Annotated in this window: 27 protein-coding genes; 19 read left to right on the top strand and 8 right to left on the bottom strand. The window is 53.4% G+C overall.

What is annotated here, in order from left to right:
* Positions 1-15 precede the first annotated feature (15 nt).
* From FCL47_RS01870 to FCL47_RS01860, 3 genes are read right to left on the bottom strand one after another with little or no spacing between them, the layout of a single operon-like run.
* A complete protein-coding gene (locus tag FCL47_RS01870; protein WP_136811757.1) occupies positions 16-1368 on the bottom strand; it encodes a lipid biosynthesis B12-binding/radical SAM protein in 1353 nt (450 codons plus the stop codon).
* Positions 1365-3551, bottom strand: coding sequence for a beta-ketoacyl-[acyl-carrier-protein] synthase family protein (locus FCL47_RS01865; protein ID WP_136811756.1), 2187 nt, complete (start codon positions 3549-3551; stop codon positions 1365-1367). The genes FCL47_RS01870 and FCL47_RS01865 overlap by 4 nt, the downstream gene beginning before the upstream one ends.
* Complete coding sequence (locus tag FCL47_RS01860) at positions 3548-3814, bottom strand: phosphopantetheine-binding protein (protein ID WP_136811755.1); 267 nt, start codon at positions 3812-3814, stop codon at positions 3548-3550. Before FCL47_RS01860 ends, FCL47_RS01865 begins: the two co-directional genes overlap by 4 nt.
* A 191-nt stretch (positions 3815-4005) precedes the next feature.
* Between FCL47_RS01860 and FCL47_RS01855 the strand changes: the two genes are divergently transcribed.
* From FCL47_RS01855 to FCL47_RS01770, 18 genes are all read left to right on the top strand, one after another.
* Complete coding sequence (locus tag FCL47_RS01855) at positions 4006-4440, top strand: hypothetical protein (protein ID WP_136811754.1); 435 nt, start codon at positions 4006-4008, stop codon at positions 4438-4440.
* A gap of 13 nt (positions 4441-4453) precedes the next feature.
* A complete protein-coding gene (gene fabG, locus FCL47_RS01850; RefSeq protein ID WP_136811753.1) occupies positions 4454-5191 on the top strand; it encodes a 3-oxoacyl-ACP reductase FabG in 738 nt (245 codons plus the stop codon).
* Complete coding sequence (locus FCL47_RS01845; RefSeq protein WP_136811752.1) at positions 5191-5784, top strand: outer membrane lipoprotein carrier protein LolA; 594 nt, start codon at positions 5191-5193, stop codon at positions 5782-5784. Before fabG ends, FCL47_RS01845 begins: the two co-directional genes overlap by 1 nt.
* Positions 5781-6449, top strand: a complete 669-nt coding sequence (locus tag FCL47_RS01840; RefSeq protein WP_136811751.1) for a hypothetical protein — start codon at positions 5781-5783, stop codon at positions 6447-6449. The genes FCL47_RS01845 and FCL47_RS01840 overlap by 4 nt, the downstream gene beginning before the upstream one ends.
* Positions 6446-7726 carry a radical SAM protein gene (locus FCL47_RS01835; protein ID WP_136811750.1) on the top strand — a complete coding sequence of 427 codons (1281 nt, stop codon included), beginning with the start codon at positions 6446-6448 and terminating at the stop codon, positions 7724-7726. The genes FCL47_RS01840 and FCL47_RS01835 overlap by 4 nt, the downstream gene beginning before the upstream one ends.
* On the top strand, positions 7713-9104 hold the full coding sequence (locus tag FCL47_RS01830) for an AMP-binding protein (RefSeq protein ID WP_136811749.1): 1392 nt from the start codon (positions 7713-7715) through the stop codon (positions 9102-9104). The genes FCL47_RS01835 and FCL47_RS01830 overlap by 14 nt, the downstream gene beginning before the upstream one ends.
* Positions 9097-10818 (top strand): DegV family protein, encoded by a 1722-nt coding sequence (locus tag FCL47_RS01825; RefSeq protein ID WP_136811748.1) that lies wholly within the window; start codon positions 9097-9099, stop codon positions 10816-10818. The genes FCL47_RS01830 and FCL47_RS01825 overlap by 8 nt, the downstream gene beginning before the upstream one ends.
* A 17-nt stretch (positions 10819-10835) precedes the next feature.
* On the top strand, positions 10836-11540 hold the full coding sequence (locus FCL47_RS01820) for a glycosyltransferase family 2 protein (RefSeq protein WP_167496323.1): 705 nt from the start codon (positions 10836-10838) through the stop codon (positions 11538-11540).
* Entirely contained in the window at positions 11537-12430 is an 894-nt protein-coding gene (locus FCL47_RS01815) for a lysophospholipid acyltransferase family protein (RefSeq protein WP_136811746.1), read from the top strand. Before FCL47_RS01820 ends, FCL47_RS01815 begins: the two co-directional genes overlap by 4 nt.
* A 469-nt stretch (positions 12431-12899) precedes the next feature.
* Positions 12900-13172: a hypothetical protein gene (locus FCL47_RS01810; protein WP_136811745.1), complete on the top strand. Its 273-nt coding sequence runs from the start codon at positions 12900-12902 to the stop codon at positions 13170-13172.
* Positions 13173-13546: 374 nt separating this feature from the next.
* The gene (locus tag FCL47_RS01805; protein WP_136811744.1) at positions 13547-14005 is read left to right on the top strand and encodes a MarR family winged helix-turn-helix transcriptional regulator; all 459 of its coding nucleotides are present in this window, start codon (positions 13547-13549) and stop codon (positions 14003-14005) included.
* A 15-nt stretch (positions 14006-14020) separates the two neighbouring features.
* Positions 14021-15181: an HlyD family secretion protein gene (locus FCL47_RS01800; protein ID WP_136811743.1), complete on the top strand. Its 1161-nt coding sequence runs from the start codon at positions 14021-14023 to the stop codon at positions 15179-15181.
* A gap of 1 nt (position 15182) precedes the next feature.
* Positions 15183-16694: a DHA2 family efflux MFS transporter permease subunit gene (locus FCL47_RS01795; protein ID WP_136811742.1), complete on the top strand. Its 1512-nt coding sequence runs from the start codon at positions 15183-15185 to the stop codon at positions 16692-16694.
* 125 nt (positions 16695-16819) lie between these two features.
* On the top strand, positions 16820-17974 hold the full coding sequence (locus FCL47_RS01790; RefSeq protein WP_205747171.1) for an ABC transporter substrate-binding protein: 1155 nt from the start codon (positions 16820-16822) through the stop codon (positions 17972-17974).
* 89 nt (positions 17975-18063) lie between these two features.
* A complete protein-coding gene (locus FCL47_RS01785; RefSeq protein WP_136811741.1) occupies positions 18064-18924 on the top strand; it encodes a branched-chain amino acid ABC transporter permease in 861 nt (286 codons plus the stop codon).
* Between the two features lie 3 nt (positions 18925-18927).
* Entirely contained in the window at positions 18928-19791 is an 864-nt protein-coding gene (locus FCL47_RS01780) for a branched-chain amino acid ABC transporter permease (protein ID WP_136811740.1), read from the top strand.
* Complete coding sequence (locus FCL47_RS01775) at positions 19778-20533, top strand: ABC transporter ATP-binding protein (RefSeq protein ID WP_136811739.1); 756 nt, start codon at positions 19778-19780, stop codon at positions 20531-20533. Before FCL47_RS01780 ends, FCL47_RS01775 begins: the two co-directional genes overlap by 14 nt.
* Positions 20517-21227 (top strand): ABC transporter ATP-binding protein, encoded by a 711-nt coding sequence (locus FCL47_RS01770; RefSeq protein ID WP_136811738.1) that lies wholly within the window; start codon positions 20517-20519, stop codon positions 21225-21227. Before FCL47_RS01775 ends, FCL47_RS01770 begins: the two co-directional genes overlap by 17 nt.
* A gap of 118 nt (positions 21228-21345) precedes the next feature.
* Here the strand turns inward: FCL47_RS01770 and FCL47_RS01765 are convergent, their stop codons facing one another.
* Both FCL47_RS01765 and FCL47_RS01760 read right to left on the bottom strand, forming a co-directional pair.
* Complete coding sequence (locus tag FCL47_RS01765) at positions 21346-21690, bottom strand: hypothetical protein (RefSeq protein ID WP_136811737.1); 345 nt, start codon at positions 21688-21690, stop codon at positions 21346-21348.
* Positions 21674-21877, bottom strand: a complete 204-nt coding sequence (locus FCL47_RS01760; RefSeq protein WP_136811736.1) for a hypothetical protein — start codon at positions 21875-21877, stop codon at positions 21674-21676. The genes FCL47_RS01765 and FCL47_RS01760 overlap by 17 nt, the downstream gene beginning before the upstream one ends.
* A gap of 362 nt (positions 21878-22239) precedes the next feature.
* On the opposite strand from FCL47_RS01760, the gene FCL47_RS01755 reads away from it, so the two are divergent.
* Positions 22240-22767 (top strand): gamma carbonic anhydrase family protein, encoded by a 528-nt coding sequence (locus FCL47_RS01755; protein WP_136811735.1) that lies wholly within the window; start codon positions 22240-22242, stop codon positions 22765-22767.
* Positions 22768-22873: 106 nt separating this feature from the next.
* On the opposite strand, the gene FCL47_RS01750 is transcribed toward FCL47_RS01755, so the two are convergent.
* The 3 genes from FCL47_RS01750 to FCL47_RS01740 form a co-directional block, all read right to left on the bottom strand.
* On the bottom strand, positions 22874-23287 hold the full coding sequence (locus FCL47_RS01750) for a desulfoferrodoxin family protein (RefSeq protein ID WP_136811734.1): 414 nt from the start codon (positions 23285-23287) through the stop codon (positions 22874-22876).
* A 271-nt stretch (positions 23288-23558) separates the two neighbouring features.
* Entirely contained in the window at positions 23559-24764 is a 1206-nt protein-coding gene (locus FCL47_RS01745) for a U32 family peptidase (protein ID WP_136811733.1), read from the bottom strand.
* 207 nt (positions 24765-24971) lie between these two features.
* The gene (locus FCL47_RS01740; protein ID WP_136811732.1) at positions 24972-25652 is read right to left on the bottom strand and encodes a trans-aconitate 2-methyltransferase; all 681 of its coding nucleotides are present in this window, start codon (positions 25650-25652) and stop codon (positions 24972-24974) included.
* Positions 25653-25935: the final 283 nt, after the last annotated feature.

The raw sequence follows: 25935 nt of genomic DNA, 5'->3' as shown, positions 1-25935 counted from the left end.
AAGGACCTGCTGATGCTAACGAATAAGATGCTCCCAGAGCGGTCCGGTATAGCCGCGGGCATACATCCTGCTGACCGGGGTGATCTCGCCTGCGTCACCGGAGCCGACAACACAGTTGACGCGCTTGCCAACCCGTGCAGTGACAAGTTTCTCGATGCTTTGACGGTCAATGTCGTCGGCCTGGTAAAAAATTGGCTCCAGCAAATTCGTGGCCGCACTTATCTTGCCCTCAGCAAGAGCGATATCATAGAGTTCTGTCTGGGGATATATCCTGATGCCGATGAAAAAAAACAGTACGGTTCGGGGGAGTTTATCGATGTTATCCAGAGTCTCTGAGACAGTGGCGGCGGATTCGCCGGGGCCGCCCAGCAGGAGATAGTGGGCGGCATGCAGTCCGGCATCAAGGGCCTGTTGATGGGCGGCAAGGACATCACGAACGGTAAACGGTTTACGGTAGGTTTTCAGTATTGCGTCTGCCAGCGATTCTGTGCCGAATTCAACATGCGAAAGACCGGCATCGGCCATAATTGAAAAATAACCAGCCGGGAGCCTGACGGGGGCAAAAAAACCGCCCCAAGGGATCGAAATTCCGGCTGCTTTGAAAGCTCTGGCCACGGCGAGGCTGTGTCTGATATCGGAATTAAACGCCGAGTCGGTGACAAAGAAATATCTGGCGCCGGACTCTTGAAGATCAAGGGCCATCCGGGCGACTTTCTCCGGTGCGATCAGGCGGTGTTTGCGCCCCTCGATATGCGGGTAGGAGCAGTAAATGCAGTGAAAGGAGCAGCCTCGCTTACTCTGCAGATTAAGCATTCCCCCTTTTTCGAGATAGAAACGATTGTGGTCGGCATGGCCCTGAAAATTTCGCACTATCGGGCCATCCCATGGAGGCGGGGTTGCTGTCGCCTGTCTGGCGGCGGCAGCAATCACTCCGGGGAGCCTGGTCGGTTCCTCTCCCCTGGCTAAGGCCTCGACCAGCAGGCCGAATCGTTCCCCCTCGCCGATAATACCGTAGTCGGCGCCAAGGGTGGTCATGATCTGCTTCGGCATGATGGTAAATCCGCTGCCGCCGCAGATAATTAAAGCTTTTGAGCTTTTCCGCAGCCGGACAACGACCTTCCGGTACTCATCGATAAAATAGCGGGATCCGCCAGCTTCCATGTTATCGATATTGCGGCAGGAAAACCCTATGATGTCCGGATTGAATGCAAGCAGTATTTCGTCAAGATCATCCAGAGAATGCACATTGAGATCAGCAAGGCGCACCTCATGCACCGGCGAGATGGCTCCGGCGACATAATCAAGTCCGATGGGATATACCGGGTACGGGTTGGTTAGCGTGTTGGGGGAGACGAGCAGTATTTTCATGGTCTGCAAAGTTCTATCGCGGTAATGTACTGTCCCAGGCCCAACACTAAAATTTTGTGGCAAGACTCTGTTAAGGCAATGTCAGGTCCTCCCGTCAGAGTGCCGGGAATAGTTCCCGAGACGAAAAGTGACACGGCAAGAGCTGTCGCTACTGCGGACGCGCAAGCAAACTGTCCGGTCAATTGGCGATAAGGGACAATAGGGGCAGATGTTTGCAAAAGCGCGGTAAACTCTTCGAGCTGTGGCGCTGCCTGGCTGTGCATCGCTGCAGGAATCCCTGCCAGAATGAGGGCGTAATCCCGCCGTCCTGCCCTGGCGTCAAGCGTCTTCACCAGATCGGTGATTACGTTCTCTGCCTCACAGCTTTTATAAAACGGCAGGGAAATACAGCAGATGGCGCCTTTTCGGTCCCGATTGACACAAAACGCACCACCGCCATCCGCGAGAGCAGATTCGTTATTTATTGACGCATCTAACAGCGGTGAAAATGTTTCATGCCCTTCCTCTGCCACAAGAACGAGAGCCGGCCTGTCCTGGTCGTCAAACATCAGCTGCGCTGCCAGGAGGGCCTGTTCAAACGAATAATCTCCGCCGCTGGTGGTAATATTGGGGCCGGTTGCGCCAAACATGATCGCAACCTGGCTGGCCGGTCCGTTATGCACCGATCCGACAAAGTCGGTGGGACTGGGAAACTGCTCCTTGGATTCCGCCAGGCGGGCCAGGAAATCGTGGGTTTCGGAGAGGCCTCCCCAACCGGTTCCCATAAAAACAGAACCCGGTTTCAGCTCAGTCAGGTCGGAATCCAGATGGGCCTGTACCGCTAAAGAGAGCGTCATACGCGGCAGCCGCTTGAGGCGACGGACCAGGCGGGAGGGCAGATTTCTGGAAAGAGTATCGATTTCCGTCATCCCGGCAACGGAGCCGCCGGCATGCAGTCGGTTGATGGTCGAAGGGGTATCGCCTGCACCGCTCAGGCAGGAATAGCCATGAATGGCCAGTGCTGCAACCTGGGGGGAGGCGGCTCTCGAAACGGAACCATTGGGTGCGCCGATAACCAGGGAGCCGTTGTTGCCGCCAAAGCCAAAGGAATTCGTGAGAACGGTTTGTACCGGAGCCTCAAGCGGCTTTACCAGCGGCGAAACACCGAGCAGGGGATCGACGTGTTGCAGGCCGGTATTGGCCGGCATCAACCCTTTAGCTATGGCGATGGTGGAGACTATCGCTTCAATGGCCCCGGCGGCAGCGAGGCTGTGGCCGGATGCTCCTTTTATAGAGGAAAGCGGCGGTACCGTGGCGAAAAGACGACGCACGGCTTTGGCTTCCGCCAGGTCGTTATCCGGCGTGCCGGTGCCGTGCAGATTGATATAGCTGATGGCCTCCGGGGGAAGTCCGGCATCGGTCAACGCGTTCTGCATCGCCGTGAAGGCCCCCTGGCCGTCCGGGTGTGGCGCGGCAGGATGATAGGCATCGCAGGAAAGGCCGGCACCCAGAATTTCGGCCAGATAGTTGTCCGGTTTTTCGGTGGTGAGCAGGAGCATTCCAGCACCTTCAGCCACCGCCATACCCTGGCGGTTTTGATCTAGAGGTTTGCAGCCTGTCTGATCCACCAATTGCAGAGAGTGAAAACCAAAGTAGGTCAGCCTGCTGAGCGAGTCGACCCCTCCGGCAAGAACCGTCTTGTACAGACCGCTGCGGAGCATCTGCAGGGCCAGGGCAATCGCCACGACTCCGGACGAACAGGCGGTGGACACAACCAGTGCCGGGCCTGTGCAGTGGCACTCTCTGGCAACGCAGGTGGCGACGCTATGCAGCCCATGGTACTGATACAGTTCTTTCTGCCGGGACTTATTTTTCAGCAGCTGTTCCGTGGTCAGAATACCGCCGGTCGTCGTGCCGAGTATTACGGCCTCGGGCGGGTGAAGGAGAGCTGAATCGGCCATGGCCTGTCTGACTGCAGCGAGGGCTAAGCGGTGTGTTCTGGGCAGGGCTGCTGGATCGCGCTGATCGAAAAAATCAACACCAACCTCCCCTGCAGGAAGAGGTGCACCATGCAGCGGGGTAAACAGCGCAAGCGGTTTAATTGCCGAGCGGTTCTCGCGCAGGATCTGCTCTGTTGCGCCCAGCCCCGAGCCGAGCGCGCTGATTATCCCGGCGGCCTGGAGGTACACGGTTTTTCCCGTCAAGAAGCTGCACCCGGGGTATTTTCTTTTATATAATCGGCAAGATTGGCCAGTGAGTAAAATATCTTCTCACCCATTTCCTGGTTGTTGATCACGATCCCGTAATCCTTTTCCACCATGACCACCATTTCCAGGACATCGATGGAATCAATGCCGAGCTCCCCGCCGACCAGCTGTGCGTTTGCATCGAAATCTTCGGGGGTCACATCTTGCAGATTGAGGATTTCAATAAGTTTGACTTTCAATTCTTCTATCAGGTCACTCATAATTTTTTTGATTTTATGGTTTGGTTGCAGTAATAAAACCGGGAACAGATCCGTCCGGGTTTTATGAAAATTGTCCTGGCATTCAATCAGGAAGCAACATAATGCCAATAATCCAATATAATTCCAACATGAATTTGTCCGATTTGGTGGCGGTTTCACTAATCTTAAGGTATCTTCGCAATTGAATAAACATGCAGAAGACAACACTCTCCGACCTGTCCCTGGAGGATTTACTGCCCCATCGCAGTCCTATGATGCTGGTGGAAAAAATTCTTGAAGTTGACGCCGAACACGCCGTTACGCTGTGCAGAGCTGCCGATTCATGGCCCATGGTCGACGACGGTGGGGTGCATCCACTGATCTTGATCGAGCTTGCCGCGCAGACGGCCGGAGTGTGCAACGGCTGGGACAGGGTGCAGACCAAAGGGCTTGACTCAAACAAGATGGGCTGGCTGGTGGGTGTCAAAAAGGCGGAACTCTTTATCGATTATCTGCCGCTTGGCAGTGTAATTATCAGCAGTGCCGAAAACAGTTATAAATTCGAGAGTCTTCGGGAAGTGGCATGTCGGCAGCATCTCGACGGCAGGCTTATCGGCTCAATGACTCTACAGCTCTTTCAGGCTTAGGGCCTCCATGCATATGACAGCAGAAAAAGATCAAAGAATCGCCATAGTAACCGGTGGCAGCAAGGGGATTGGCCGGGCTGTCTGCCTCGAACTGGCCAGGGCAGATTGTTATACAGTTATCAATTATATGGCGGACAAGCCGGGTGCGGAGCAGACGCTGTCGCTGGTCGAAGAGGCTGGGGGACGGGGCGAGATCTGTCAGTTTGACGTACGCGACGGTCAGGTTACCCAGCAGGTGGTTGAAGATATCGCCGGGCGGCTCGGTTCGATCGATATCCTGATCAACAACGCCGGCATCGTCGCCGACGGTCTTTTTCTGATGATGACTTCGGAAAAGTGGCAATCGGTAATCGATACCAGCCTGAAGGGATTTTATAACATGACACGGCCGGTGCTCGAGCAGATGGTCCGCCGGAAAAAAGGCGCCATTGTTTCCATCTCGTCCGCCAGCTCCCTTACGACCAATCGCGGCCAGGCCAACTATTCGGCGGCAAAGGCCGGCTTGAATGCGGCCAGCCGGGTGGTCGCCTCCGAGGTCGCCAGGCTCGGTATCCGGGTGAATGTGGTGGCGCCGGGGCTGATAGAAACAGATATGATCGAGCATGCGCCAAAGGCTCAGATCAAGGCAATGATTCCCATGGCCCGTATCGGCAGGCCGGAAGAAGTGGCCAGGGTGGTGAGCTTTCTCTGCTCCGATGCGGCTTCCTATATGACCGGCCAGGTCATTTCGGTTAATGGCGGGATGTGTTAATGAAGCTGCTTCTTTTGCTGATAATGGCGCTGTGGTTTTTTCTGGTTGCAGGCCCTGCCGGTGCCGTTGCTCAGCTGACACCGGTTCCGCTGCAATCCGTCCAGGCTGATTTTGTTCAGGAAAAACACCTGAAAATTCTCACCCATCCGATTATTTCCACCGGCACCTTCGCCTTTCAAAGACCCCAGTCCCTGCGCTGGGAGTATGCACGTCCCATTCGGTCCATTCTGCTTATGCACGATGGCGAAGTCAAAAAATTTGTCGAGCAGGATGGCCGCCTGGTTGAAGACAAAGGGATGCAGTTTGGTGCCATGCAGGTTGTTCTGGCCGAGATCAGTAACTGGCTTGATGGCCGCTTTACCGAAAACAAGATGTTCCAGGTCGCGCGGCCAACCGATCGGACCATTCTGCTGACCCCTAAGAGCCAGGAGCTTGCCGGGGTGATCAGTCGCATTGAGCTGACCCTTGCCGATCAGCAGGGCAACCTCGATGGGATTACTATCTTTGAAGGTCCCGACTCATACACGAGGATGCGTTTCAGCAAAAGGGTACTGAACAGGAAGATACCCGTCGCCGTTTTTACCGTACAATGAAGAATGTCCCCGTCATCCTGCTCGTGCTGCTGTTTTTTTTGTCCGGATGTGCTGCGGAAAAGCGGATGCAGCTGCCCGGGTTGATCCGGACGATCGACGATGGACAACAAAAAATTGCTTGCGCGGACATTTTTCCCCAGGGAAAATGGCAGTTTGTCCACTCCATCGAATTTACCATGAAAGACGGGGCTGGGCCTCCGGTCATCGGGGTAACCACCATAGACGGCAGTACTATTGGCTGCGCCCTGGTTACCGTTGAAGGGCTCACCCTGTTTGAAGCAGTCTACCGGGGGAAAGAAAGCGTTGAAATCCGGCGTGCCATCCCCCCCTTTGATAAGCCCGGGTTTGCCCGGGGGTTGATTGGCGATATCCGGGCAATCTTTCAGCCGCCCTCCGGAACCGTGCTGACGGGACAGTCGGCAGATGCCGCCCCGGTGTGTCGCTATAAAGATGTGCGTGGCGGGGTGGTCGACGTTGAACGAACTGCCGATGACTGCTGGCAGATAAATGGGTATAGTGCAGAGCTGCTGCAGCGGTCCATTATCGGCCGATCGTGCAGGAAAAAAGGATCAGGTAATATCCCCGAGTATCTTGAGCTGAAAACCTATGGCCGGAACGGCTATACCTTGAAGATGACTTTAATACGTGCAGATAATGTACCATGAAATTTAAACTGATTTATCCCCGATGGGCCAAGCTCGACCGGCAGACTGAATTTCATCTGCCTCCCCATGGACCGGTTGTCTTTGCCGCCACCTTGCCCGAGTATGTCGATATCGATTTTGTCGATGAGAACCTGGAAGAAATAGATTTTGATGATCCAGTCGATTTCGTGGGCATCTCCATGATGCTCACCGTCCAGGTCAAAAGGGGCTGGGAAATAGCCGATACCTATCGGAAAAAAGGCATCAAGGTTATCTTTGGCGGTATCGCCACCATGCTCCATGCCGAGGAAACCATGGCCCATGCCGACGCGGTTTTTCTCGGCGAAGCTGAAGGACGAATGGAGCAGGTGCTCGCCGACTTCAGGCGGAACGACTTGCAGCCCTCTTATGATTTTATCGACAACCGCCCCGATATCGCGCTGGTTGGCCCGGCACGGCGGGATATTCTCAATCGCAGGCTGTATAATTACAAGGGCGTGCAGATGGTCGATCTGGTGCATGCCTCCCGCGGCTGCCGTTTTAACTGCTACCCCTGCGCCGTGTCGTATCTGGGCGGCAGGGCTTTCCGGCCGCGGCCCATCGAAACAGCGGTGGCGGAGATGGCCGGAATAGACAATAACCGGCTCTTTATCGTCGATAATTCTCTGGCCCAGGATACCAAATGGGAGATGGATCTTTTTCGGGAAATGATTCCCCTGAAAAAGCACTGGTGTTCGCATCCCATCGAAGACAAGCCCGAGGTCCTCGATCTGGCCGCTCAGGCGGGTGCCTGGTATGTTTACCAGGCGGTGTTCGACACCTCCGATTATATCAGGGAGAGGATAAAACGATACCATGATCATGGAATTGGCGTGGAAGGAACCATCCTGCTGGGACTGGACAGTCATACCGAGGATTACATCAAGGAGTTGATCGATTTTCTGCTCGAGATCGAGCTGGATCTGGCTGAATTTACGGTGTTGACACCGTTTCCCCACACCAAGGCCTATACGCAGCTCAACCAGCAGCACCGTATCCTGTCCCGGGACTGGAATGATTTTTCAGCAGACCAGGTCGTTTATCAGCCCAAAAATATGAGCCCGGAAAAACTGCAGGAGCTGCTTGATTACGCCTGGAACACCTTTTATCAGGATGAACCGCAGTCGATAAAAATGGCCAAGCTCTTTAAACAGGTGGTAAAAAAAGAGATGGAAGGGGATACCTTCAAGCCCCGGGACAGAAGCCTCAGCACCCAATCGTTTGGCAGGGCGGTACACAGGACCGATGAACACTCTTAATCCACTGGACACCGAACGGGCGCTTCAGGCCCTGCTCCATGGGCCAAAATATCCGGATAAGGAGTTTGTCAGCGCTGGTGCCACTTTTGGTGAGGTCTATGCAATGGCGGCCTGGCTGCGCCGTCAGCTTGCTGATACGGAGCAGGGAGCTGCCATCTGTCTTGCCGCCGATAATAAGGCGTTTCTGGCGGCGGCGCTGCTGGCCTCTCTGGCCGGCGGGCCAAGCCTTCTGCTGCCCCATGCTTTTTCCGCCAGGGCTTTTGCCAGGATGCAGCAGACCACCGGTTTTACAGCTGCCATCAGCGATGTGCCAAGGGATTTTCCCGCCGGGGTGCGGGTTATCTGTCCACAAACTGGCCAGGATGGTCAAGGCACGGATCGATCGATAAAAATCCCGGCCAATGGAGGGATGCAGGCCGCGTCGTCGCTGTTGCTGCATATTTTTACCGGCGGTTCCACCGGCAAACCGCAGATCTGGGCCAAAACCAGAGTTAATATCTTCGGTGAAGGCTTTTTCCTGGCGAGCCGGTATGGGGTGACGGATGGTGACTGCATTCTCGCCACTATCCCGCCGTATCATATCTACGGGTTACTGTTCTCCGTGGTCCTGCCGCTGGTGTCCTCGGCGACTGTGGTGGAAAGCATGCCTTCCTTTCCCAGCGAAATCGCTCGTGTTGCTAAGGAGCACCACATCACCCTGCTGGCCAGTGTTCCGGCCCATTACCGGGTCCTGCGGGATGTTCGACTGCCTGAATCGCTGCGGCTGGCTTTTTCCTCAGCCGGCATGCTTGATGCGGCTGATAATAAAGAATTCTGCCGGACCAATAATAAAGGGGTGGTGGAGGTGTATGGTTCCACCGAAACCGGGGGCATTGCGACGAGAAACAGATCGCTTGGCGAGGAATATTTCACCGCGTTTCCGACTATTGACTGGAAAGTTGTCGAGTCTCGCCTTGCCGTACGTTCGCCGTATATTTCCCCCGATTTACCGGTAGATAACGATGGCTTTTTCATTGCAGGAGACAGGGTTGAAGCCAGGGGGACGCACAATTTCTCCCTGCAGGGACGAGCCGATAGCGTGACCAAGGTTGGCGGCAAGCGGGTCGATCTGGATGAAATCAGCCTGCTCATAAAAAAGCAGTCCGGCGTTACCGACTGCGTGGTCATGGCGCTCCCTGAGGCTGGCGGCCGTGAACACCAGATTGGCGCGTTGGTCCAGGGGAATGCAGTCAATATCGAGCGGATCAGGAAGTCTCTCAGCGACTCGCTCGAACCCTATGCCCTGCCGCGCCGCATCAAAACGGTGGCGCGTATTCCGATGAAAAATAACGGCAAATATGACTGGCCGACCATAATTCGGCTCATGCACGATGAATAGTCTGGAGGCAAGCTTTGCCGCGGGGTATGCCTGCCTTTCCGCCTGGGCCGATCTTCTCGACAGGATCAATGTCTACCCGGTCGCCGACGGCGATACCGGTACCAATCTGCGTATCAGTCTGGCGCCGTTTCGTGATCCTGAGAAGAACAGCAGGACAGCCTATGAGCAGCTGGCGCGCTGTGCGACCGGGAACTCCGGCAATATTGCCGCGGCTTTTTTCCGGGAGTTCTGCCAGGCACAGAGTTCTGCCGAGCTGGCTGAAAAAGCTGCCTCCGGTCGGGAAAAAGCCTGGGGGGCTGTTTCTACCCCCTGTGCCGGAACAATGCTGAACGTTTTTGACAGCCTCGCGCAGGTCCTCGCCGCCCATGACCGGCTGGACAATATTTGTCTGCCGCTGAGGCTTGAGCTGCAACAGGCCGTCGATGCAACGACGCAGCTCTTGCCGGATCTCAAGGCAGCTGGCGTCGTGGATTCCGGCGCTCTGGCCATGTACCTCTTTTTTGACGGCTTTTTCGGCCATCTCACCGGGCAGAAAGACAGCAATCGCTCGATTCTGGAGCTTTTTGCCGGAAAGCTTGTGATCCGCAACTCGTATCGACCGGTTCCGACCGATTGCTATTGCGTCGATGTGGTCCTGCGGGTGGCTGATCACCATGCAGCGGTCAGAGACAGTATTGCCGAACTGGGCAACAGCGTTGTGGCGGTGGAAGATGAATCTCTTCTGAAGGTCCATATCCATAGTCCGGATCCGGACCGTTTGCGTGGACGGCTTGGCTCCTATGGCGATATTGTGCAATGGTCTGCTTCGCAAATTGACCAGGGTGGCGCGGAGCAATCTTTTAAGCCGGCTGAAAAAACTCTTCTGCATATTGTCACCGACGGCGCGGGATCGATTCCCAGGGAAATGGCTTCCGCCCATGGAATCACCCTGCTGGACAGCTATATTATAACCGGAGAGAGTTCGCGGCCGGAGAGTCTGTACCGTCCGGATCATATTTACCCCCTGATGCGGGCGGGCCATAAAGTAACCACCGCCCAGGCCTCCACTTTTGAGAGACATCAGCACTACCGGAGCATCTGCCAGCAGTTTGGCCGATGCCTGTATCTCTGTGTCGGCTCCGCTTTTACCGGGAATTACGGCGCTGCCATGGCCTGGAAAAAAGACCACGATCCCGAAAACCTGTTGACGGTAGTCGATACCGGTGCGGCCTCCGGACGGCTGGCGCTCATCGCCCTGCTCACCGCCCGGAAGGCAAGCAAGGCCAGCAGCGAGGATGCGATCCTTCACTTTGTCCAGAAGGCCATGGCAGCCTGCCGCGAATATGTGTTTATTGATGAACTGAAGTACCTGGTGGCCGGAGGCAGGGTATCGAAAGCGGGCGGCTTTTTCGGCGATCTGCTGTCAATGAAACCGGTTGTCAGCCCGACCGGCGACGGGGTGCGGAAAGTTGGCGTGGTCCACAGCCGAAGCGGACAACTCTCCTTTGCCATGACCAGGCTCGGCGAGCGGTTTGATCGCACCGCCGCACCTCTCGTTATGCTCCAGTATTCGGATAACCGGGCATGGGTTACAGATACCGTGGTACAGAAGGTAAGGGCTCTGCTGCCGCAGGCAGAAATCCTGTTGACTCCCTTGTCGCTTACCTCCGGGGTGCATATGGGACCGGGAACCTGGTCGCTTGCTTTTGCGGCCGCTGAAATCGACTCATTGTAATCCTTAGCCCGGAAATTATGCAACCAGCCGTCATCATCCCCGTTTACAACCATGGCCGGCAGATAGGTGCCGTCATCCACCGCACGCTTCAACTCGGCCTGCCGGTATTCGTGGTTGATGACGGTTCGACAGACGGTACAGCCGAGAGTATCGCGGCAATTGACGGCATACGTATCCTGCATCACTCCGCCAACAAAGGCAAGGGTGCAGCGCTTCTCACTGGTTTTGCGGCGGCACGCGAAGAAGGCTGCGACTATGCAATCACCCTGGACGGGGACGGTCAGCATAACCCTGAAGATGCCATACAATTGCAAAATGCAGTCAGCGGAGGAGAGCGGTGTATCGTTATCGGCAGACGGGAGGGGATGGACGGCAGGAAAAATGTGCCCTGGACCAGCCGGTTCGGCCGTAAATTTTCCAATTTCTGGGTATGGGCAGCCGGTGGGCCATGGGTTGAAGACTCTCAGTCCGGCTTCCGTCTGTACCCAGTCCCTGAAGTGCTGGAGCTTGCTGTCCAGGCCAGGCGTTACCAGTTTGAAGTGGAAATACTTGTCAAAGCCCGGCAGCGGGGGATAAAAATAAAGGAAGTTCCGGTGCCGGTTATCTATCAGCCAAAGGGCGAGCGGGTGAGTCACTTTCGGCCCTGGCTTGATTTTCATCGTAACTCCGCCGTGTTCAGCAGACTGATTTTCGCCCGTATTTTCCGGATATTTCGACCATGAACGGCAACTGGTACAGGCTGCTTAACACCACCGCCGGTCTCTGCGGGGCCTGGCTTTTTACCGTCGTCTCCCGGATTATTGCTGCCGGTTTTTTTGTGTTTTCCAGTCGGGTGCCGGAAAGCCGCCGCTTTTATGCTGTGCTTTATCCCGAGCGATCGAGGCTGTATCATCTCTGGTGCACCTTTGTCCAATACCAGAATTTCACGACCATCCACTTTGACAGGTTTCTGGCCGCAAGGAAGACCTCCGTTTCCTTTACTTCTTCAGGCTGGGAAAAACTGGCAGAGGTTATCGGGAATCAGGGGGGCATTCTGTTGATGTCTCATCTCGGAAATTGGGAGATCGCCGCCACGCTTCTAAAGCAGCAGAGAGACGATCTGCAGCTGCTGCTCTATATGGGCATTAAAGAAAAAGAAGGCATCGAGCGCGTGCAGAAAGAGGAGCTGCGCCGATCCGGAGTGACAATCATCGGTGCAGACCAGCACAGCAGTTCACCGTTTTCCGCGGTGGAAGGGATTCGGTTTTTGCAGGCCGGGGGCCTGGTGTCCATGGCCGGAGATATCGTCTGGCGGGACGATCAGCGCAGGGTGCGGGTAAACTTTCTCGGCCATGATGCCTATCTGCCCGAGGCACCTTTTGTTTTTGCCCTGGTCTCCGGAGCACCTCTTTTTGTGTTTTTCGCCTTTCGCACTGGCAGAAACAGCTATCATTTTACCCTGTCCGATCCCATTGAAATCCTGCCCGCATCCCGCCGGGAGAGACGTGAGGCCATTGCCCATGCCGCCCAGCAGTATGCTGATTTTCTGGAACAAGCCCTGCGGCATCACCCCTTTGAATGGTATCATTTTGATCGGTTTCTCTGGAATGAGATCAAAGATGGAGTGGCTTGACCGAATACTTTTTCCCATAAGCTGTTCTGGCAAAGGGGGAGTGGATGCTTGTTCGGTAAATGCCCGGAAATCCAATTCGGGTTTTTGTTTCTTTACTTTGCGGACAGCCCGTATTCAGAATCGGCACCATGGCAATATTCACTCAGGATGACTGTGTCTGGTTCCTTGCAGGAAAAATGTTTTTTTTGTCAAGTCCAGCGATTCAACAATATTGCAACAGCTCATGCAAATAAATATTTCTAAACAATGCGCCTTCTGATACAGTCTGGATCCTGATCGGGCGACAACAGTGATGCACGGGGAATGGTGGTGCGATGGCTCCTTGTACGTTTCTGATCTGTCGATAAAATTCGGATGTTCCATGCGGCGCTGGTTGCCGGGGAGAACCCGGCAGTCTCCATGCTCCGGTATTCGAAAATCTCGATTTACTGTTTTTTAAAAAAGAGATCGATTTCCAGGAGGACATATCATGAACAGGATTTGTGCGTTTTTCGTTTATGCAGGTATTGCCGTGGCCCTCAGCGGTTGCGGTGCCGCCACTATAAACCCTAACTATACATCAGCCAAACCGGATCTGATGCGTATAGGCGGCGGCATGCCGGATGCTAAAGGACCGGAGATCCTCAACCTGGGTTCCTACTGTCTGCAGGTAACCGAAAAGTGGAATGCCGACGGCAAAACACCGGATGATCAGGTAATATGGACCAAAGACAGCATTCGTCGAGTAGTTCCGTGCCAGTAAACGCAATTGCCGGGTAATAAGCAGCCGGCGTTTGATCCGACCAGGCATCACGTTCGATAAGACTGTTGTTCTTTTACGTGTGCCTTGTGCGCAGTCCCCGGCAGGATCTCGATTCTTATTGGATCGAATCCCAGTTGCCGTCTGGTTTGGCCTCTCTGCCTGCCGGGGAATTGTTTTTTCCGCAACTTTTTGTGTTTCTTTTCTTACATGCCCATCTCCTGAGCTGTCACCGTATAACATTTGCCTCGGATCATCATTGGCAGAGACCAATTGCCGCCACGGTAGTGACCGTTGCCTTGGCTTGATGACAGGTTGTTGACACAACGCCATGTGCTCTGGTAAATTCAAGGCCAGATTAGTAAGCATTGCTTATTATGCGTATCCCTGATAATACACCTGTCATGAAATATTTTGATCCTGATAAGAGCATCGGCTTCCTTCTCTATGAGGTTTCCCGGTTGATGCGGCGAGATTTTGATGAACGCGCAAAAACACTGGGGCTTACCCAGGTCCAGTGGCGGGCAATCGTCCATATAGCGAAACAGGAAGGCTGCAATCAGGCGGTACTTGCTGATCAACTGGAAGTAAAACCGATAACCCTCACCAGGCTGATCGATCGGCTTGCCGAAGCTGGATGGGTCGTGCGCCTGCCGGATCAGAAGGACCGACGCGCCGTGCAGCTGCATCTGACGGAAAAAGCCCGGCCTCTTTTTAAGACCATGCGCGAAGAATTTAAACTGATCCGCGCGAAGGCATTGCAGGGAATCAGTGAAGAACAGCTGGATGCACTTCTTGAAACCCTGGTGAAAATGAAAGCCAATTTCAATAAATGAAACCAATACCACGCCATGTCCACGCCAAAAATAACCCCGAAAAATCAGGAAACACCGGACGAATTTTCCACGCCGCATTCCCTGGCCAGAAAGAAACATTTTAAGCGTCGCTTTTTCCTGATCCTCGGTCCTCTCGCGGTCGCTGTTGTCAGCGCTTACATGTATTTGACCGGGGGCCGATTTATCGAAACGGACAATGCCTACCTTCAAGCCGACAAGGTGGCGATCAGTGCGGAAATCTCAGGGCCGATCGTCGCCTTGCTGGTCGCGGAAAACGATCATGTAGAGCAGGGTACCCCGCTTTTTAAAATTGACGACCGTTCCTATGTTATCGCCCTGGAACAGGCAAAGGCCAGTTTCCAGGGGGCATTAGCCGAGATCCGAATGCAGAAAGGCAGCTATCGGCAGAAGACAAATGAACTCGGGCTGGCCCAGAGTAATATCGATTTTGCCCGCAAAGAATTTGTGCGGCAGTCAACACTCGAATCGAGTCAGGCGGTGGCCAGGGCCAGGCTCGATGATGCGGAGCACAGCCTGCAGGTCAGTCAGTTTCGTTTTGCAATCATCAAGAACGAGATGGAACAGATCCTGGCGGGCCTGGAGGGCGACCCGGAAATTTCCGCCGATCAGGTGGCCAGTTATCGGCTGGCCAAGGCGGTGGTGGAGAAAGCTGCCCTCGATCTGGAAAGAACAACCATCGTCGCGCCTTTCAGCGGCCGGGTGAGTAAGATTCCTCAGCCTGGCAAGCATGTGGCGCCGGGCACGCCGGTCATGAGCCTTATTGCCGACCGCAGTTTCTGGATTGAAGCCAACCTCAAGGAAACGGAATTGACCCATGTGCATCCGGGGCAAAAAGTAGATATTAACGTCGATACCTATCCGGACCACACCTTTGCCGGCACTGTGCAGAGCATCAGTCCTGGCACGGGCAGTGAATTTTCCATAATTCCCGCGCAGAACGCCACCGGTAACTGGGTGAAGGTCGTCCAGCGGATTCCGGTGCGAATCCGGGTCGAAGAGCAGAACGGGGAGCAGGTACTCCGTTCCGGGATGAGCACCCAGATCAGCATTGATACCACCTACCAGAGACCCCTGCCGTTTCTGGTCGGCAAAGTTCTGGCTGCAGTCGGCATAACAAGAGAAGCCGTGGCCGCACCACAAGGCGCCAGACATTAGTATGCCAGCTGCAGGAGTACAAGCGGTCGATCAGGCCCCTGCCCGGGGCTTGATTACGGTGTCGATTATGCTGGCGACCATCATGCAGGCAATCGATACCACTATTGCCAACGTGGCCCTGCCAAGCATGCAGGGGGGGATGTCGGCCACCCAGGACCAGATTTCCTGGGTCTTGACGTCCTATATCGTTGCCGCGGCTATTATGACCCCGGTTACCGGCGTGCTGGCGGCAAGGCTGGGGCGAAAAAAGGTCTTTCTCACCTCGGTGGTCGGTTTTACCGTGGCCTCGATGCTCTGTGGTGCCTCCGTCTCCCTTACCGAGATTGTCTTTTTTCGTCTGTTGCAGGGCATTTTCGGGGCAGGGCTCGTGCCGCTTTCCCAGGCTGTACTGCTGGACACCTATCCCCGCGAAAAGCATGGTTCGGCGATGGCCATATGGGGCCTGGGAGTTATGGTCGGGCCGATTATCGGCCCAAGCCTGGGCGGGTATCTCACGGAATATTATAACTGGCGCTGGGTCTTCTATATTAATCTTCCCATCGGGTTGATCGCTTTTGCCGGAATCATGGCCTCAGTGCCCGAGAGTAAGACTGACAGTGGCCGCAATTTCGACTACTTTGGTTTTGTCCTGCTCAGCTGTGCCATCGGTGCCCTGCAGTTGATGCTTGACCGCGGTCAGTCTCTTGATTGGTTTTCCAGCCTGGAAATTGTTATCGAATGCGTCGCCACTCTGCTGTTTCTGTATATGTTCCTGGTACACACCTTCAGTGCCGACCAGCCATTTATCCAGCCGAGCATGTTCGCCGATCGAAACTTTGTGGTCGGCCTTATTTACATTTTTATCATTGGTATCACTCTGTACGCCACCCTGGCGCTGCTTCCTCCTTTTATGCAGCAGATGATGGGCTTTCCCGTGGTGACGACCGGCTATGTCCTGGCACCGCGGGGAATGGGGACCATGTTTGCGATGATGCTGGTGGGCCGGCTCATCGGCAGGGTGGATATCCGCCTGCTTATTCTCACCGGTCTCAGCCTGACAATTCTGGCCTTATTTATCATGGGCCATTTCACCACCGAGGTTTCCATCCCGGTCATCGTCTGGACCGGAGTTATCCAGGGGCTTGGTTTTGGTTTTGTTTTTGTGCCGCTCAGCACCAGCACCTTTGCGACGCTGCCGCCGCATTTTCGCAATGAAGGGACATCGATGTACAGCCTGATGCGCAATATCGGCAGCAGCATCGGGATCTCCGTGGTGGTAACGATGCTTGCCCGGAACACCCAGATAAATCACGCCTTCCTGGCGGAAACAATGCAGCCGTTTCGTCCGGCTCTCGCCCCGGAAAACCTGCCGCAGATATGGGACTGGACAACCACCGCCGGCACCGTTGCCTTAAATGGTGAAGTGACGAGGCAGGCTCTGACCATCGCGTATCTCAATGACTTCAGGTTGATCATGTGGATTACCGTCGCCTCCATTCCCCTGTTGCTTATTCTCAAGCGTAAAGCGGGTTGATTTTCCCTGTCAGTTTTTAGTGCGCTATGGCTTCGGTGTTTGTATGCTTAGTCGAGGTCTTAAGTTCTGAATGCCTGATTCAAAGTTGTCTCGTTTGATAAACTTTTGCAATGGGAGGTATGGCCATGGGTGTCAAATTAATGTTCCAGGGGTTCTTGCTCTTCGCCGTAACCGCAGCATTCTCCATGAACGTAATGGCTGCCGAATTGATCAACTTAGGTATCAACGTGCCCCTCACCGGCTTTGCCGCCTCCGACGGTGAATCCGCCTTGAACGGTGCCAAACTGGCAGTAGCCCAGATCAACAAGGCGGGAGGTGTAAACGGCAGGAACCTGGAACTTATTGTTTACGATGACCAGGCAAGCCCCAAGGAATCTGTGGCCATAGCCACTAAGCTTATCGAAAAAGACAAGGTCGCGGTCGGTATTTCGTGCAGTTACTCCGGGGCGACACGAGCAGCTGCCGGTGTCTATCAGGCGGCCAAAGTGCCCTATATCTCTGCCTACGCCATCCATCCCGATATTACCCGGGCAGGTGACTATGTCTTTCGAACTTCCTTTGTTGGTGAAGTTCAGGGACGGGCCGGGGCCAAACTGGCGGGTGAAATTCTCCATAAGAAACGGGCAGTGCTCATTACTCTCAATAATGATTTTGGCGAGTCCCTGGCGTCAGGATTCAAGGAAAAGGCCAAGGAATACGGAATAACCATCGTCCATGAGTATCCATATACCATGAAAGACCGGCAATTTGGTCCAATCGTTGCCAGAGTCAAGGCTGACAAGCCGGATGTTATTTATGCCACGGGCTACTATTTCACCGCAGGGCCTCTGGTGACCCAGTTGCGGGCTGCCGGGATTAACGCTACCGTTATCGGCCAGGAAGGGTTCGACACCCAGACCTTCATTGATATTGCCGGAGCGGCGGCGGAAGGGGTAATTATAACCACCTCCCTCGACAGGGATTCCACATCTCAGGAAACCCAGGACTTTATAACGCAGTACGAGAAGATGTTTATTCGTAAGACCGATATGGTTGCAGCCTCTGGCCATACTGCCGTGAAAGTGGCCGCTGCGGCCATCAAGTGTGCCGGCGGTGTAGACAGGACGGCGATAAGAAATTGTATGGCAAAGACCAACCTGGCCGCCTCCACCGGAACGATCTCTTTTAACGATTTGGGTGAAATCATTAAAGATGTGCAGGTGCAGATCGTCAGAGACGGCCAGTTCCGCCATTTTGCCGTCATAGATGATGCCAGGCTTCTTGCCCCTCCGACCAAATAATTCTGCATGATGTGCCGGCTAGGCTCTCGGTTGATCGCCTTTCCGGCATAGTTGACCAGTTTTGATCTTATAAAAGGCAGACATGGACCATGCTGTTTTTTGATCTTTTCATGCAGGGCCTCCTTCAGGGTGGAAACTATGCCCTGATCGCCATTGGCCTGACTCTCGTCTACGGTCTCCTGCGCATCCTGCATGTGGCCCACGCCGGTCTGTATACGCTGGGCGGTTATGTGGCGGTGCTTGTCACTAATGCCACTGGAAGTTTTACTCTGGGATTAATGGTGTCCATGTTTGGCGTTGGTGTGGTGGGTATGGTCATCTACCGTCTTATCTATCAACCCATCCTGAACCGGCCGCCGTTTGTTGCACTGATTGCCTCTATTGGCCTTTTCATTGCCATGGAGGAGATCTATCGCATTATTTTCGGACCATATGGCATCACTTTCATTGATGCCCCTCTGCAGGATACCTTTGCCTTTGGCGGCACGTATCTTCGTCAATGTGAAATCGGTGCGATGCTCCTGGCCGCATTGCTTATTGCGGGTCTAACTCTTTTTACCAAATATAGCCGCATCGGCATTGCCTGGCGAGCCACCGTAACCGATCCCGGTATGGCGCAGAGTTTCGGGGTTGATGTGCTGCAGGTGCGATACCTCAATTTTTTCATCGGTTCGGCGATGGCTGCCGGGGCGGGATCGATGGTGGCGCTGATGAACAATCTGGTCGAGCCGACCATGGGCAGCGTGCCCAGTTACAAAGCCCTGGCAATTATCGTTCTGGGCGGGCTTGGCAATGTCCGCGGCACCTTTATCGCCTCTCTTGTCATTGGTGTTGCCGAGACATTCGGCACGCTCTATCTGGGCGATTACCTGGATCGGGATTCCATCGCCTTTGCTTTGCTTATTCTGGTGTTGATGGTAAAGCCAACCGGGCTCTTCGCCAAGGGGTAACAGATGGAATACGAGATCAGTTTGTTGACCATGATGGGGATCAGCATCCTCGGAGCTCTGAGCCTGAACATCATCGTCGGCTTCTGCGGTCAGATCAGCCTCGGGCATGCAGCCTTTCTTGGCGTTGGTGGTTATACTTCGGCTCTTTTGACCAAATCCGGGGTGCCCTTTGGGATTGCTGTACCGGCAGGGATGTTTGTCGCCTCCTTGCTTGGAGTTCTGGTCGGTTTTGCCAGCCTGAGGGTTCGGCATGATTTTCTGGCCATAACCACTATGGGAGTGGGTTTTCTCTTTCTGGGGATCGTGAGAAAACAGGATGTTCTGGGAGGGGAAATGGGCATTGCCATGATTCCCGACCCGGGCCTGGGCAAGCTCGGCTATATGGTGCTGGTGCTGCTGCTGGCCGTGGCTCTCGCCCTGTTCAGCATCTATTTAAAACGGACATGGATGGGCTTTACCTTCGATGCGGTGGCGGATGATGAGGATACCGCCGGTCTGTTGGGTATCGATGTCTCCCGCTTTAAACTTATCGCCTTTGCTATTGGCACTGCCTTTGCCGGTCTGACCGGTGCCCTGTACGCCCATAATGTCAAATTTATCGATCCGGAGAGTTTCGGCTTCGTGGAATCCATAACCCTCCTGTCCATGGTGGTGATCGGTGGTGCCGGATCCGTCTGGGGGGTAATTCTCGCCGCTGCGGTGCTGAGCATCTTTCCCATGTGGTTTCAGTTCATCGATCAATATAAACTGCTGGTTTACGGCAGCCTGCTTTGCGCAATAATGCTTTTTTCTCCGGATGGTTTAAGTGGTATTTTCACCAGAATGTATAGCTCTGTAATAAAAAAGGGATCCCATGCTTCGGGTTGAGGCCATCACCGTGGTTTTTGGTGGAGTTATTGCGCTGAGCGAGGTCAGTTTTGCAGTGAAAAAAGGAGATATTCTGGGCCTTATCGGCCCGAATGGTGCCGGTAAAACTACCTTGATGCGGGTGATCACCGGCACCGTGACGCCTGTGCACGGGACAGTCCGGCTTGAAAATATGTCTCTGCAGGGAAAACCACCCCACGAACGCATACGCTGCGGCATAGGTATGTCGCAGCAGATCGTCCGTCCATTTCGCTCCATGACTGTTCTTGACAACGTGGCCTTTGTCGCCGGTTATGCCAAGACCGCTAATCCGTTGCGCACTATTTTTAAATATTCAAGAACAAAAGAAGTGGAGAAGGCACTGGAAATCCTGCAGCTCCTCGGCATCGAAGAAGTAGCTGGAGCTATGCCTGCCAATCTGCCTCTTGGTTACCTGAAGCGGCTGGAGGTTGCAAGAGCCCTGGCACTGGAGCCGAAGATTCTTTTGCTGGACGAGCCTCTTGCCGGCCTCAACCAGCTTGAAGCAAGGCGGCTTGCCGATAAACTGGTGGAGCTGAATCAGCTCGGTCACGCCATCCTGCTCATCGAGCATAATCTCAGTGAGGTGATTCGCATCTGCAACCGGCTGGTGGTTATCGATAATGGGAGCAAGATAGGCGAGGGGCTGCCGCACAAGGTTATGCACGATCCGGCGGTACGAAGTGCCTACCTCGGGGAGGGCTATCATGCTGCGTCTGGATAAAATATGTTGCGGCTTTGGCAACCTGAAGGTAATCGAGGATCTGTCACTGGATATTGCCAGGGGAGAAATCTTCGCCCTTATCGGCGCCAATGGTGCCGGCAAGAGTTCCACGATCATGGCGATAGCAGGGCATGTGGCGGTACAGTCCGGCAGAATTCTGTTCAAAGACCTGGACATTACCGCTCTGCCGATTGCCAGACGCGTACGGCTGGGAATAGCCCTGGTCCCGGAGGGGCGACGACTTTTCTCTGATATGAGTGTGAGCGACAACCTGGCGATGGGCTGTTACACCCTGCCTAAAAACAGATGGGCCAACAATCGCGACAAGGTTATGCAGTTGTTTCCATGGCTTAAGGAACGCAGGAACCAGCAGGCGTCCCAGCTCTCGGGCGGGGAGCAGCAAATGCTGGCCATTGGCCGTGCCCTGATGGCGGATCCCGATCTGCTGATCATCGATGAACTCTCACTTGGTCTCATGCCCAAGGTAATTGATCTCTGTTACCAGGCGATCAGTGCTTTACGGCGGGAGGGGGTTACTATTCTGCTCGTGGAGCAGAATACCACCCGGGCTCTGGAGGTCGCCGATCGCATCTGTGTCCTGGAGTCGGGACGGGATGTCTGGCAGGGTACAGCGCAAGAGGCCAGCAAGGATCCAGCCCTGATCAAAGCCTATCTGGGATTGAATCAGCCATGATTTATATGTTGGTGTAACGGGAAGTTCCCCGGCGAGCTTCAGCGAGTCAAGTGCCGCGTGGTGGAACGTGGAATGGCCAATGGGGGAATGGGGTGAGGTTGGATTTTGTTCTGAATGCTTATTTCAGCGATCCTTCTACTTGCCTCAGGTACAAAATGAGCTGTTTTTTTTGTGAAGGTGTTAGATTCTGAAACGCTACGCCAACCAGCATCGTAAACTGGACTGGTGTTTCCAGGTTACTCAGCTGTTTTTCATAGATTTTCTTGACCTGCAAGTGCTCAAGGTTCAGGCCTGAAGTATCGTAAATATCCAACGACCATTCTTGCGAGAACAAACATCTTTTGAGACATCTGAACGAAAGGCCATCAGGGTTGAGATTGACGATTTGGCAAAATCCAGCTGGAGTTTTTACAATACCGGTGTTGACATGCACTCGTTTGCTTTTCCTAGGTTCGCTTTTCATGATCGGCAGTTTTTTGTTTTACCTTAACAAACCTTAATTTAGCAAAACCAATTAAACACATTCCAAAAAGAATCATCGCCGCAGATTCTGGAATGAGTTTTTTGGCCACAAGAGCCAAACCTGCACTAGAGCCAAGTATTAAAATTAATAATCCCAGTGCGATCCACAAAATAGATACTTTATTCATCTTGCCTCCCCTTTATTGGGTTACATTATATTTCATATCAAATTGGGACTGAAAACGATCAGGAGATATGAAAGGAAATTCTTTTGAGTTGCGGTGGTGTTGCGAGTTGTTTTAAAAGTATAAATGCAATAATTATGCCTGCTTTTTATTAATCGACTGCGTGCGGTATTTCAACGAGATGGCCACAATGTGGTATTGTTGTTCGGAGGAAAAAGTAGTCTTTTCCGGTTTTTTTGTTCTTTTTTCCGGAACATACAATGTGAACCTGGTCAATACGGTTTATGATGCAGCTTCGCAAATGAAAGGACTGTAGTGCAATTATTATGGGCGACCCAAAAATAAAAATACTGGAGGATCTGAGAGTGATATATCAACTCGATGATAAACAGGTGCAGTTGCCTGAGAATTATTTTATCGCAGAGAGTGCGGCGGTAATTGGCAATGTAGCTCTCGGCAATGATGTGAGTATCTGGTTTAATGCGGTGATTCGTGGTGACTCGGAGTTAATACATATTGGTGAGGACAGCAATATTCAGGATGGTGCAGTCCTGCATACCGATCCGGGGTATCCCATGACCTTAGGCAAGGGTGTAACAGTTGGGCATCAGGCGATGCTCCATGGCTGCATTGTCGGGGAGTATAGCCTGGTGGGTATAAATGCCGTGGTGTTAAATGGTGCAAAAATTGGCAGCCACTGTGTGATCGGTGCCAATGCGCTGGTTACAGAGCATATGGAAATTCCTGATGGTTCACTGGTGCTGGGATCTCCTGCAAAAATAAAGCGTACGCTGAGTTTAGAGCAGCAACAGGCCCTCGAAACACAGGCACAACACTATGTACAAAATGGTCGCCGGTTTAAAAAAGGACTCTTTTGGGACAATAGAAGCTAAAAGAGACGGTAAACTTGCCTGGCATTTCAATATGCACAGGGGCAAAAACAGACCAGGAGGCCATGCCGGGGCATGGCCTCCTGCATTGCGATCGATACAGGCTGCTTTAGACGGTTGTCTCGGTCAGCCAGAAATCATGCAGATTGCAGAAACTGGTGGCGTGGATCTTGCCCTTGTAACCGGCGGGCAGTTCATAGGTCGATTCCGCTTTATCGGTGTGGGTGAATGTTTCTCCCCCGACATAGGTTCCGTCGGCAAGAACCAGGGTGTGCCTGACGATGTAGTGAGCTTCAGACATCGGATGCTTCGTGGTGGCCACGGTAACTTTGTTCTCTGCGACGGTGACCATTGGCACATGAATGCCCTCCTTTCCTGCCCACTTGCCGGGGTCATCCTTGGTAAAGATGACATTTTTGTATTCAGTTGAACCGGATGCAAAGGCAAGGGGGGCGGAAGTTAAAGCCATGACGGAGACTGCAGTTGCTGCGGTGGTCTTGAGAAAATCGCGTCGATCATACATACCTATTCCTCCTGTAGAATGGTTGATAAGATTTGACAGCAGTAGAATGCTAACGTCGCAAAAATCCACCAGGCATACCGGGTAGATAGTTCAAGCATGAGTATATCGCCCAAGTCCAATCTCAAGATAGCCTCAGTGAAAAGTACCCCTGCACCCTCGGGAAGTGTTATAGGGGAGGGTTTTGGTAAGATTTTACTGGGCCATCAATACCATAGGGCTCAAGCCTTCTTTACACAAGAGACACAGCTGAAATTCCTTGCGGAAAAGGTTTTTAACACATTGCTGTACATTTTATGCTCAGGAAATCTTCCAGGAATTTGTCAATGTCGCTGGCCAATACCTCGGCTTCGGCCCGGTCAAATAAGACAGCCCGCTTGGCGTATCGGTGGCAGTGGCGGCAATCCTCGCAAAAGGTTTCGGCGCAGTGAATCTTTTGAAAACCATCCAGGAAGTCGGTTAACCCACCATTGTCAATACGGATATCAAAGCTCAGCAGGCGACGTCTCAGCTTCAGCATGCGCGACATGAGATGCCTCTCCTCTGTTGTATAGTAACGCATTCGCTGCCGTACCTGCTCTTCTATGTCACGATGAAAGCCGTTCGGGTCGCCGAGCATTTCCAGGGAAAGGATGTCCAGCAGGTTGCCGTCGTAATGCCGGGCGGCATAGGCCCTGGTCGCACGCAGCAGCCATGGTGTCGAACGTGATCGGTCAATAATCTTAAATTCATCAAAGCCCATGGCTTCATAGATATGCAGGTCCTCGGGGCGGATCCACCGGCTCATGAGAAACAGTTCGGGGTGCAGGAGGCGTCGGCGGGTACATTGCCAGAGATAAAAATCAAGAAAGGAATGGGGGTGTCGGCCATTTTCCGCGAGTTGCGATGCGTGGCCGACGCTACATGCATGTTCCGCCAGGTAATGGCAATTGTAGATGCAGGAGACGTTGACGAACAGTTGCATGTCGCAGGAGAGTCCCGCACGGATTTTATGCAGCATTTTGAAATCACGATTGAACTCACTGTAGGGAATGATGAGTGGATCTATTCCCAGTCCTTCCTGGTACTTCAGTCGCGGCAGATTCGTCGGCCAGCTCAGGACGCTGCCCCGGATCGGCAGGTTGGGGAAGTTATGGCGCACCAGGGCAGCGACTGCCAGATTGGCAATTGATACGCTGTCAACCCCTATGTTAACCAGCTGGTCAATGAAGGTGAGTATCTGATTCTTTCCTGCCTCTGTTTGTTCCAGATTGCCAAGACAAGGCGCGTTAATAAGATAGCAAAACGACAGACCGCGCTGCCGGGTGGCATGCACGTAGGCCGCCGCCGAATCCCAGTCGACTGTCGGCAGGACCATTCCGGCTCTGCCTCCGCCTATAACATCAAAAGGCATTTTGGCGTAGACGGAAGTGACTTCCGGGATATCGGCAAGCCCGTTCAGCAGCTCCATATCCCAATTCGCAGCGACGCTCAGTTTCATGCAACTCCCCATGTGTATATCGGATGAATATATGTGCCGGAGGATACTTTGAAATTGATTTCTTGTGCGCACTCAGTATGTAACATACCAAGTAGGCGATGAATCGGGAACTGTTTAGTATCTCGCAGATTATTTTATTGTTTCATTCAAGAGCATAATCCCGACTTTCTTTCCATATAGCCTGGGTATTTTCAGGTCGATTCCGCCTCAGCCGTCAAGTCCGAGATGGCCGTAGGCGGCAAACTGGAACGGTGTTGGCATGGTGAGCGTAAGATTTTTTTCAAGTTGCGCCTCCGCAAGCTGGGCGCGGACTTCATCTATGGTAAAGGCTGCATGGAGTGAAAGCAGCATATCCTGGCGTAACATTGGCGGTGCCTCCGGCAGACACCTGTCGACCACGAGCTGAGCCTGCTGCGGATCTTCCGGCCGGACAAGATCGATAACGAGGACGGCCGCATTGGGCAGGCCGTATGCGTGGATGGCCTGCCACAGCACTGCCGGGTCGGCAAGGTGATGCAGAAAACTGTTGGAAATGACACTGTTATACCCTTTATACGGCAGGGTCAGTTTGTCCGGCAGGATACCATGAAAAAGCTGTATCTGCTGCTGCAGTCCTTCCCGTCGAACAGCCAGACCGGCCTGGGCCAGCATCTCCGGGGCACCGTCCACCCCGTGTATCTCATAGTCCGGATACAATTTGGCCAGACGCACCGGGATGGTGGCCGGACCGCAGCCCAGGTCAAGGATTGTGCCTTTGGGTGTCAAGTTACGGAAATATTTACGAAAGCTCTGGACAAATAGCCAGCAGGCGTTGTCCATGTCGGGCCCGGCATAGGCAGCCGTCTGCTCTAAACTATTCATCAGTTCCGGTTCAAGAATGCGATTCATGATATTTTCTCAGCTCAGACGGCTTCTGTCGGGCAATATTTTCTTTGGAATTTACATGAAACTGTGTAGTATCGTGACCTCAAAGAATCGTAAACGTTCACCAGCACCGAATCTGTTTTGTCTTCGGCCTTTAAACGTATCAGTCATACAGTTTACTGACCTCATTCGCGCATATCCGGCACTGATAACGCATGCAGTCCTGAGGGTATGCCGGATTTTTTGTTTTTCCGGTGAACAGGTGAAAGAAGCCTAATAATTTTTTCAAATTAAAGAAAGTAATAGT

The organism is Desulfopila sp. IMCC35006, assembly GCF_005116645.1.
In the GTDB taxonomy this organism is placed as follows: Bacteria; Desulfobacterota; Desulfobulbia; order Desulfobulbales; family Desulfocapsaceae; genus Desulforhopalus_A.
Note: the sequence above shows the minus strand (reverse complement) of the source record. Positions and strands in the feature narration are given on the sequence as shown.

Coding starts and splice junctions, on each gene's coding strand:
- FCL47_RS01750 (WP_136811734.1), bottom strand. CDS start 23,287: ATGTATGATCGACGCGATTTTCTCAAGACCACCGCAGCAACTGCAGTC.
- FCL47_RS01765 (WP_136811737.1), bottom strand. CDS start 21,690: ATGAAAAGCGAACCTAGGAAAAGCAAACGAGTGCATGTCAACACCGGT.
- FCL47_RS01815 (WP_136811746.1), top strand. CDS start 11,537: ATGAACGGCAACTGGTACAGGCTGCTTAACACCACCGCCGGTCTCTGC.
- FCL47_RS01780 (WP_136811740.1), top strand. CDS start 18,928: ATGGAATACGAGATCAGTTTGTTGACCATGATGGGGATCAGCATCCTC.
- FCL47_RS01800 (WP_136811743.1), top strand. CDS start 14,021: ATGTCCACGCCAAAAATAACCCCGAAAAATCAGGAAACACCGGACGAA.
- FCL47_RS01785 (WP_136811741.1), top strand. CDS start 18,064: ATGCTGTTTTTTGATCTTTTCATGCAGGGCCTCCTTCAGGGTGGAAAC.
- FCL47_RS01760 (WP_136811736.1), bottom strand. CDS start 21,877: ATGAATAAAGTATCTATTTTGTGGATCGCACTGGGATTATTAATTTTA.
- FCL47_RS01830 (WP_136811749.1), top strand. CDS start 7,713: ATGAACACTCTTAATCCACTGGACACCGAACGGGCGCTTCAGGCCCTG.
- FCL47_RS01840 (WP_136811751.1), top strand. CDS start 5,781: ATGAAGAATGTCCCCGTCATCCTGCTCGTGCTGCTGTTTTTTTTGTCC.
- FCL47_RS01835 (WP_136811750.1), top strand. CDS start 6,446: ATGAAATTTAAACTGATTTATCCCCGATGGGCCAAGCTCGACCGGCAG.
- FCL47_RS01740 (WP_136811732.1), bottom strand. CDS start 25,652: ATGAATCGCATTCTTGAACCGGAACTGATGAATAGTTTAGAGCAGACG.
- FCL47_RS01805 (WP_136811744.1), top strand. CDS start 13,547: ATGCGTATCCCTGATAATACACCTGTCATGAAATATTTTGATCCTGAT.
- FCL47_RS01770 (WP_136811738.1), top strand. CDS start 20,517: ATGCTGCGTCTGGATAAAATATGTTGCGGCTTTGGCAACCTGAAGGTA.
- FCL47_RS01790 (WP_205747171.1), top strand. CDS start 16,820: ATGGGTGTCAAATTAATGTTCCAGGGGTTCTTGCTCTTCGCCGTAACC.
- FCL47_RS01820 (WP_167496323.1), top strand. CDS start 10,836: ATGCAACCAGCCGTCATCATCCCCGTTTACAACCATGGCCGGCAGATA.
- FCL47_RS01810 (WP_136811745.1), top strand. CDS start 12,900: ATGAACAGGATTTGTGCGTTTTTCGTTTATGCAGGTATTGCCGTGGCC.
- FCL47_RS01825 (WP_136811748.1), top strand. CDS start 9,097: ATGAATAGTCTGGAGGCAAGCTTTGCCGCGGGGTATGCCTGCCTTTCC.
- FCL47_RS01855 (WP_136811754.1), top strand. CDS start 4,006: ATGCAGAAGACAACACTCTCCGACCTGTCCCTGGAGGATTTACTGCCC.
- fabG (WP_136811753.1), top strand. CDS start 4,454: ATGACAGCAGAAAAAGATCAAAGAATCGCCATAGTAACCGGTGGCAGC.
- FCL47_RS01870 (WP_136811757.1), bottom strand. CDS start 1,368: ATGAAAATACTGCTCGTCTCCCCCAACACGCTAACCAACCCGTACCCG.
- FCL47_RS01845 (WP_136811752.1), top strand. CDS start 5,191: ATGAAGCTGCTTCTTTTGCTGATAATGGCGCTGTGGTTTTTTCTGGTT.
- FCL47_RS01775 (WP_136811739.1), top strand. CDS start 19,778: ATGCTTCGGGTTGAGGCCATCACCGTGGTTTTTGGTGGAGTTATTGCG.
- FCL47_RS01795 (WP_136811742.1), top strand. CDS start 15,183: ATGCCAGCTGCAGGAGTACAAGCGGTCGATCAGGCCCCTGCCCGGGGC.
- FCL47_RS01860 (WP_136811755.1), bottom strand. CDS start 3,814: ATGAGTGACCTGATAGAAGAATTGAAAGTCAAACTTATTGAAATCCTC.
- FCL47_RS01745 (WP_136811733.1), bottom strand. CDS start 24,764: ATGAAACTGAGCGTCGCTGCGAATTGGGATATGGAGCTGCTGAACGGG.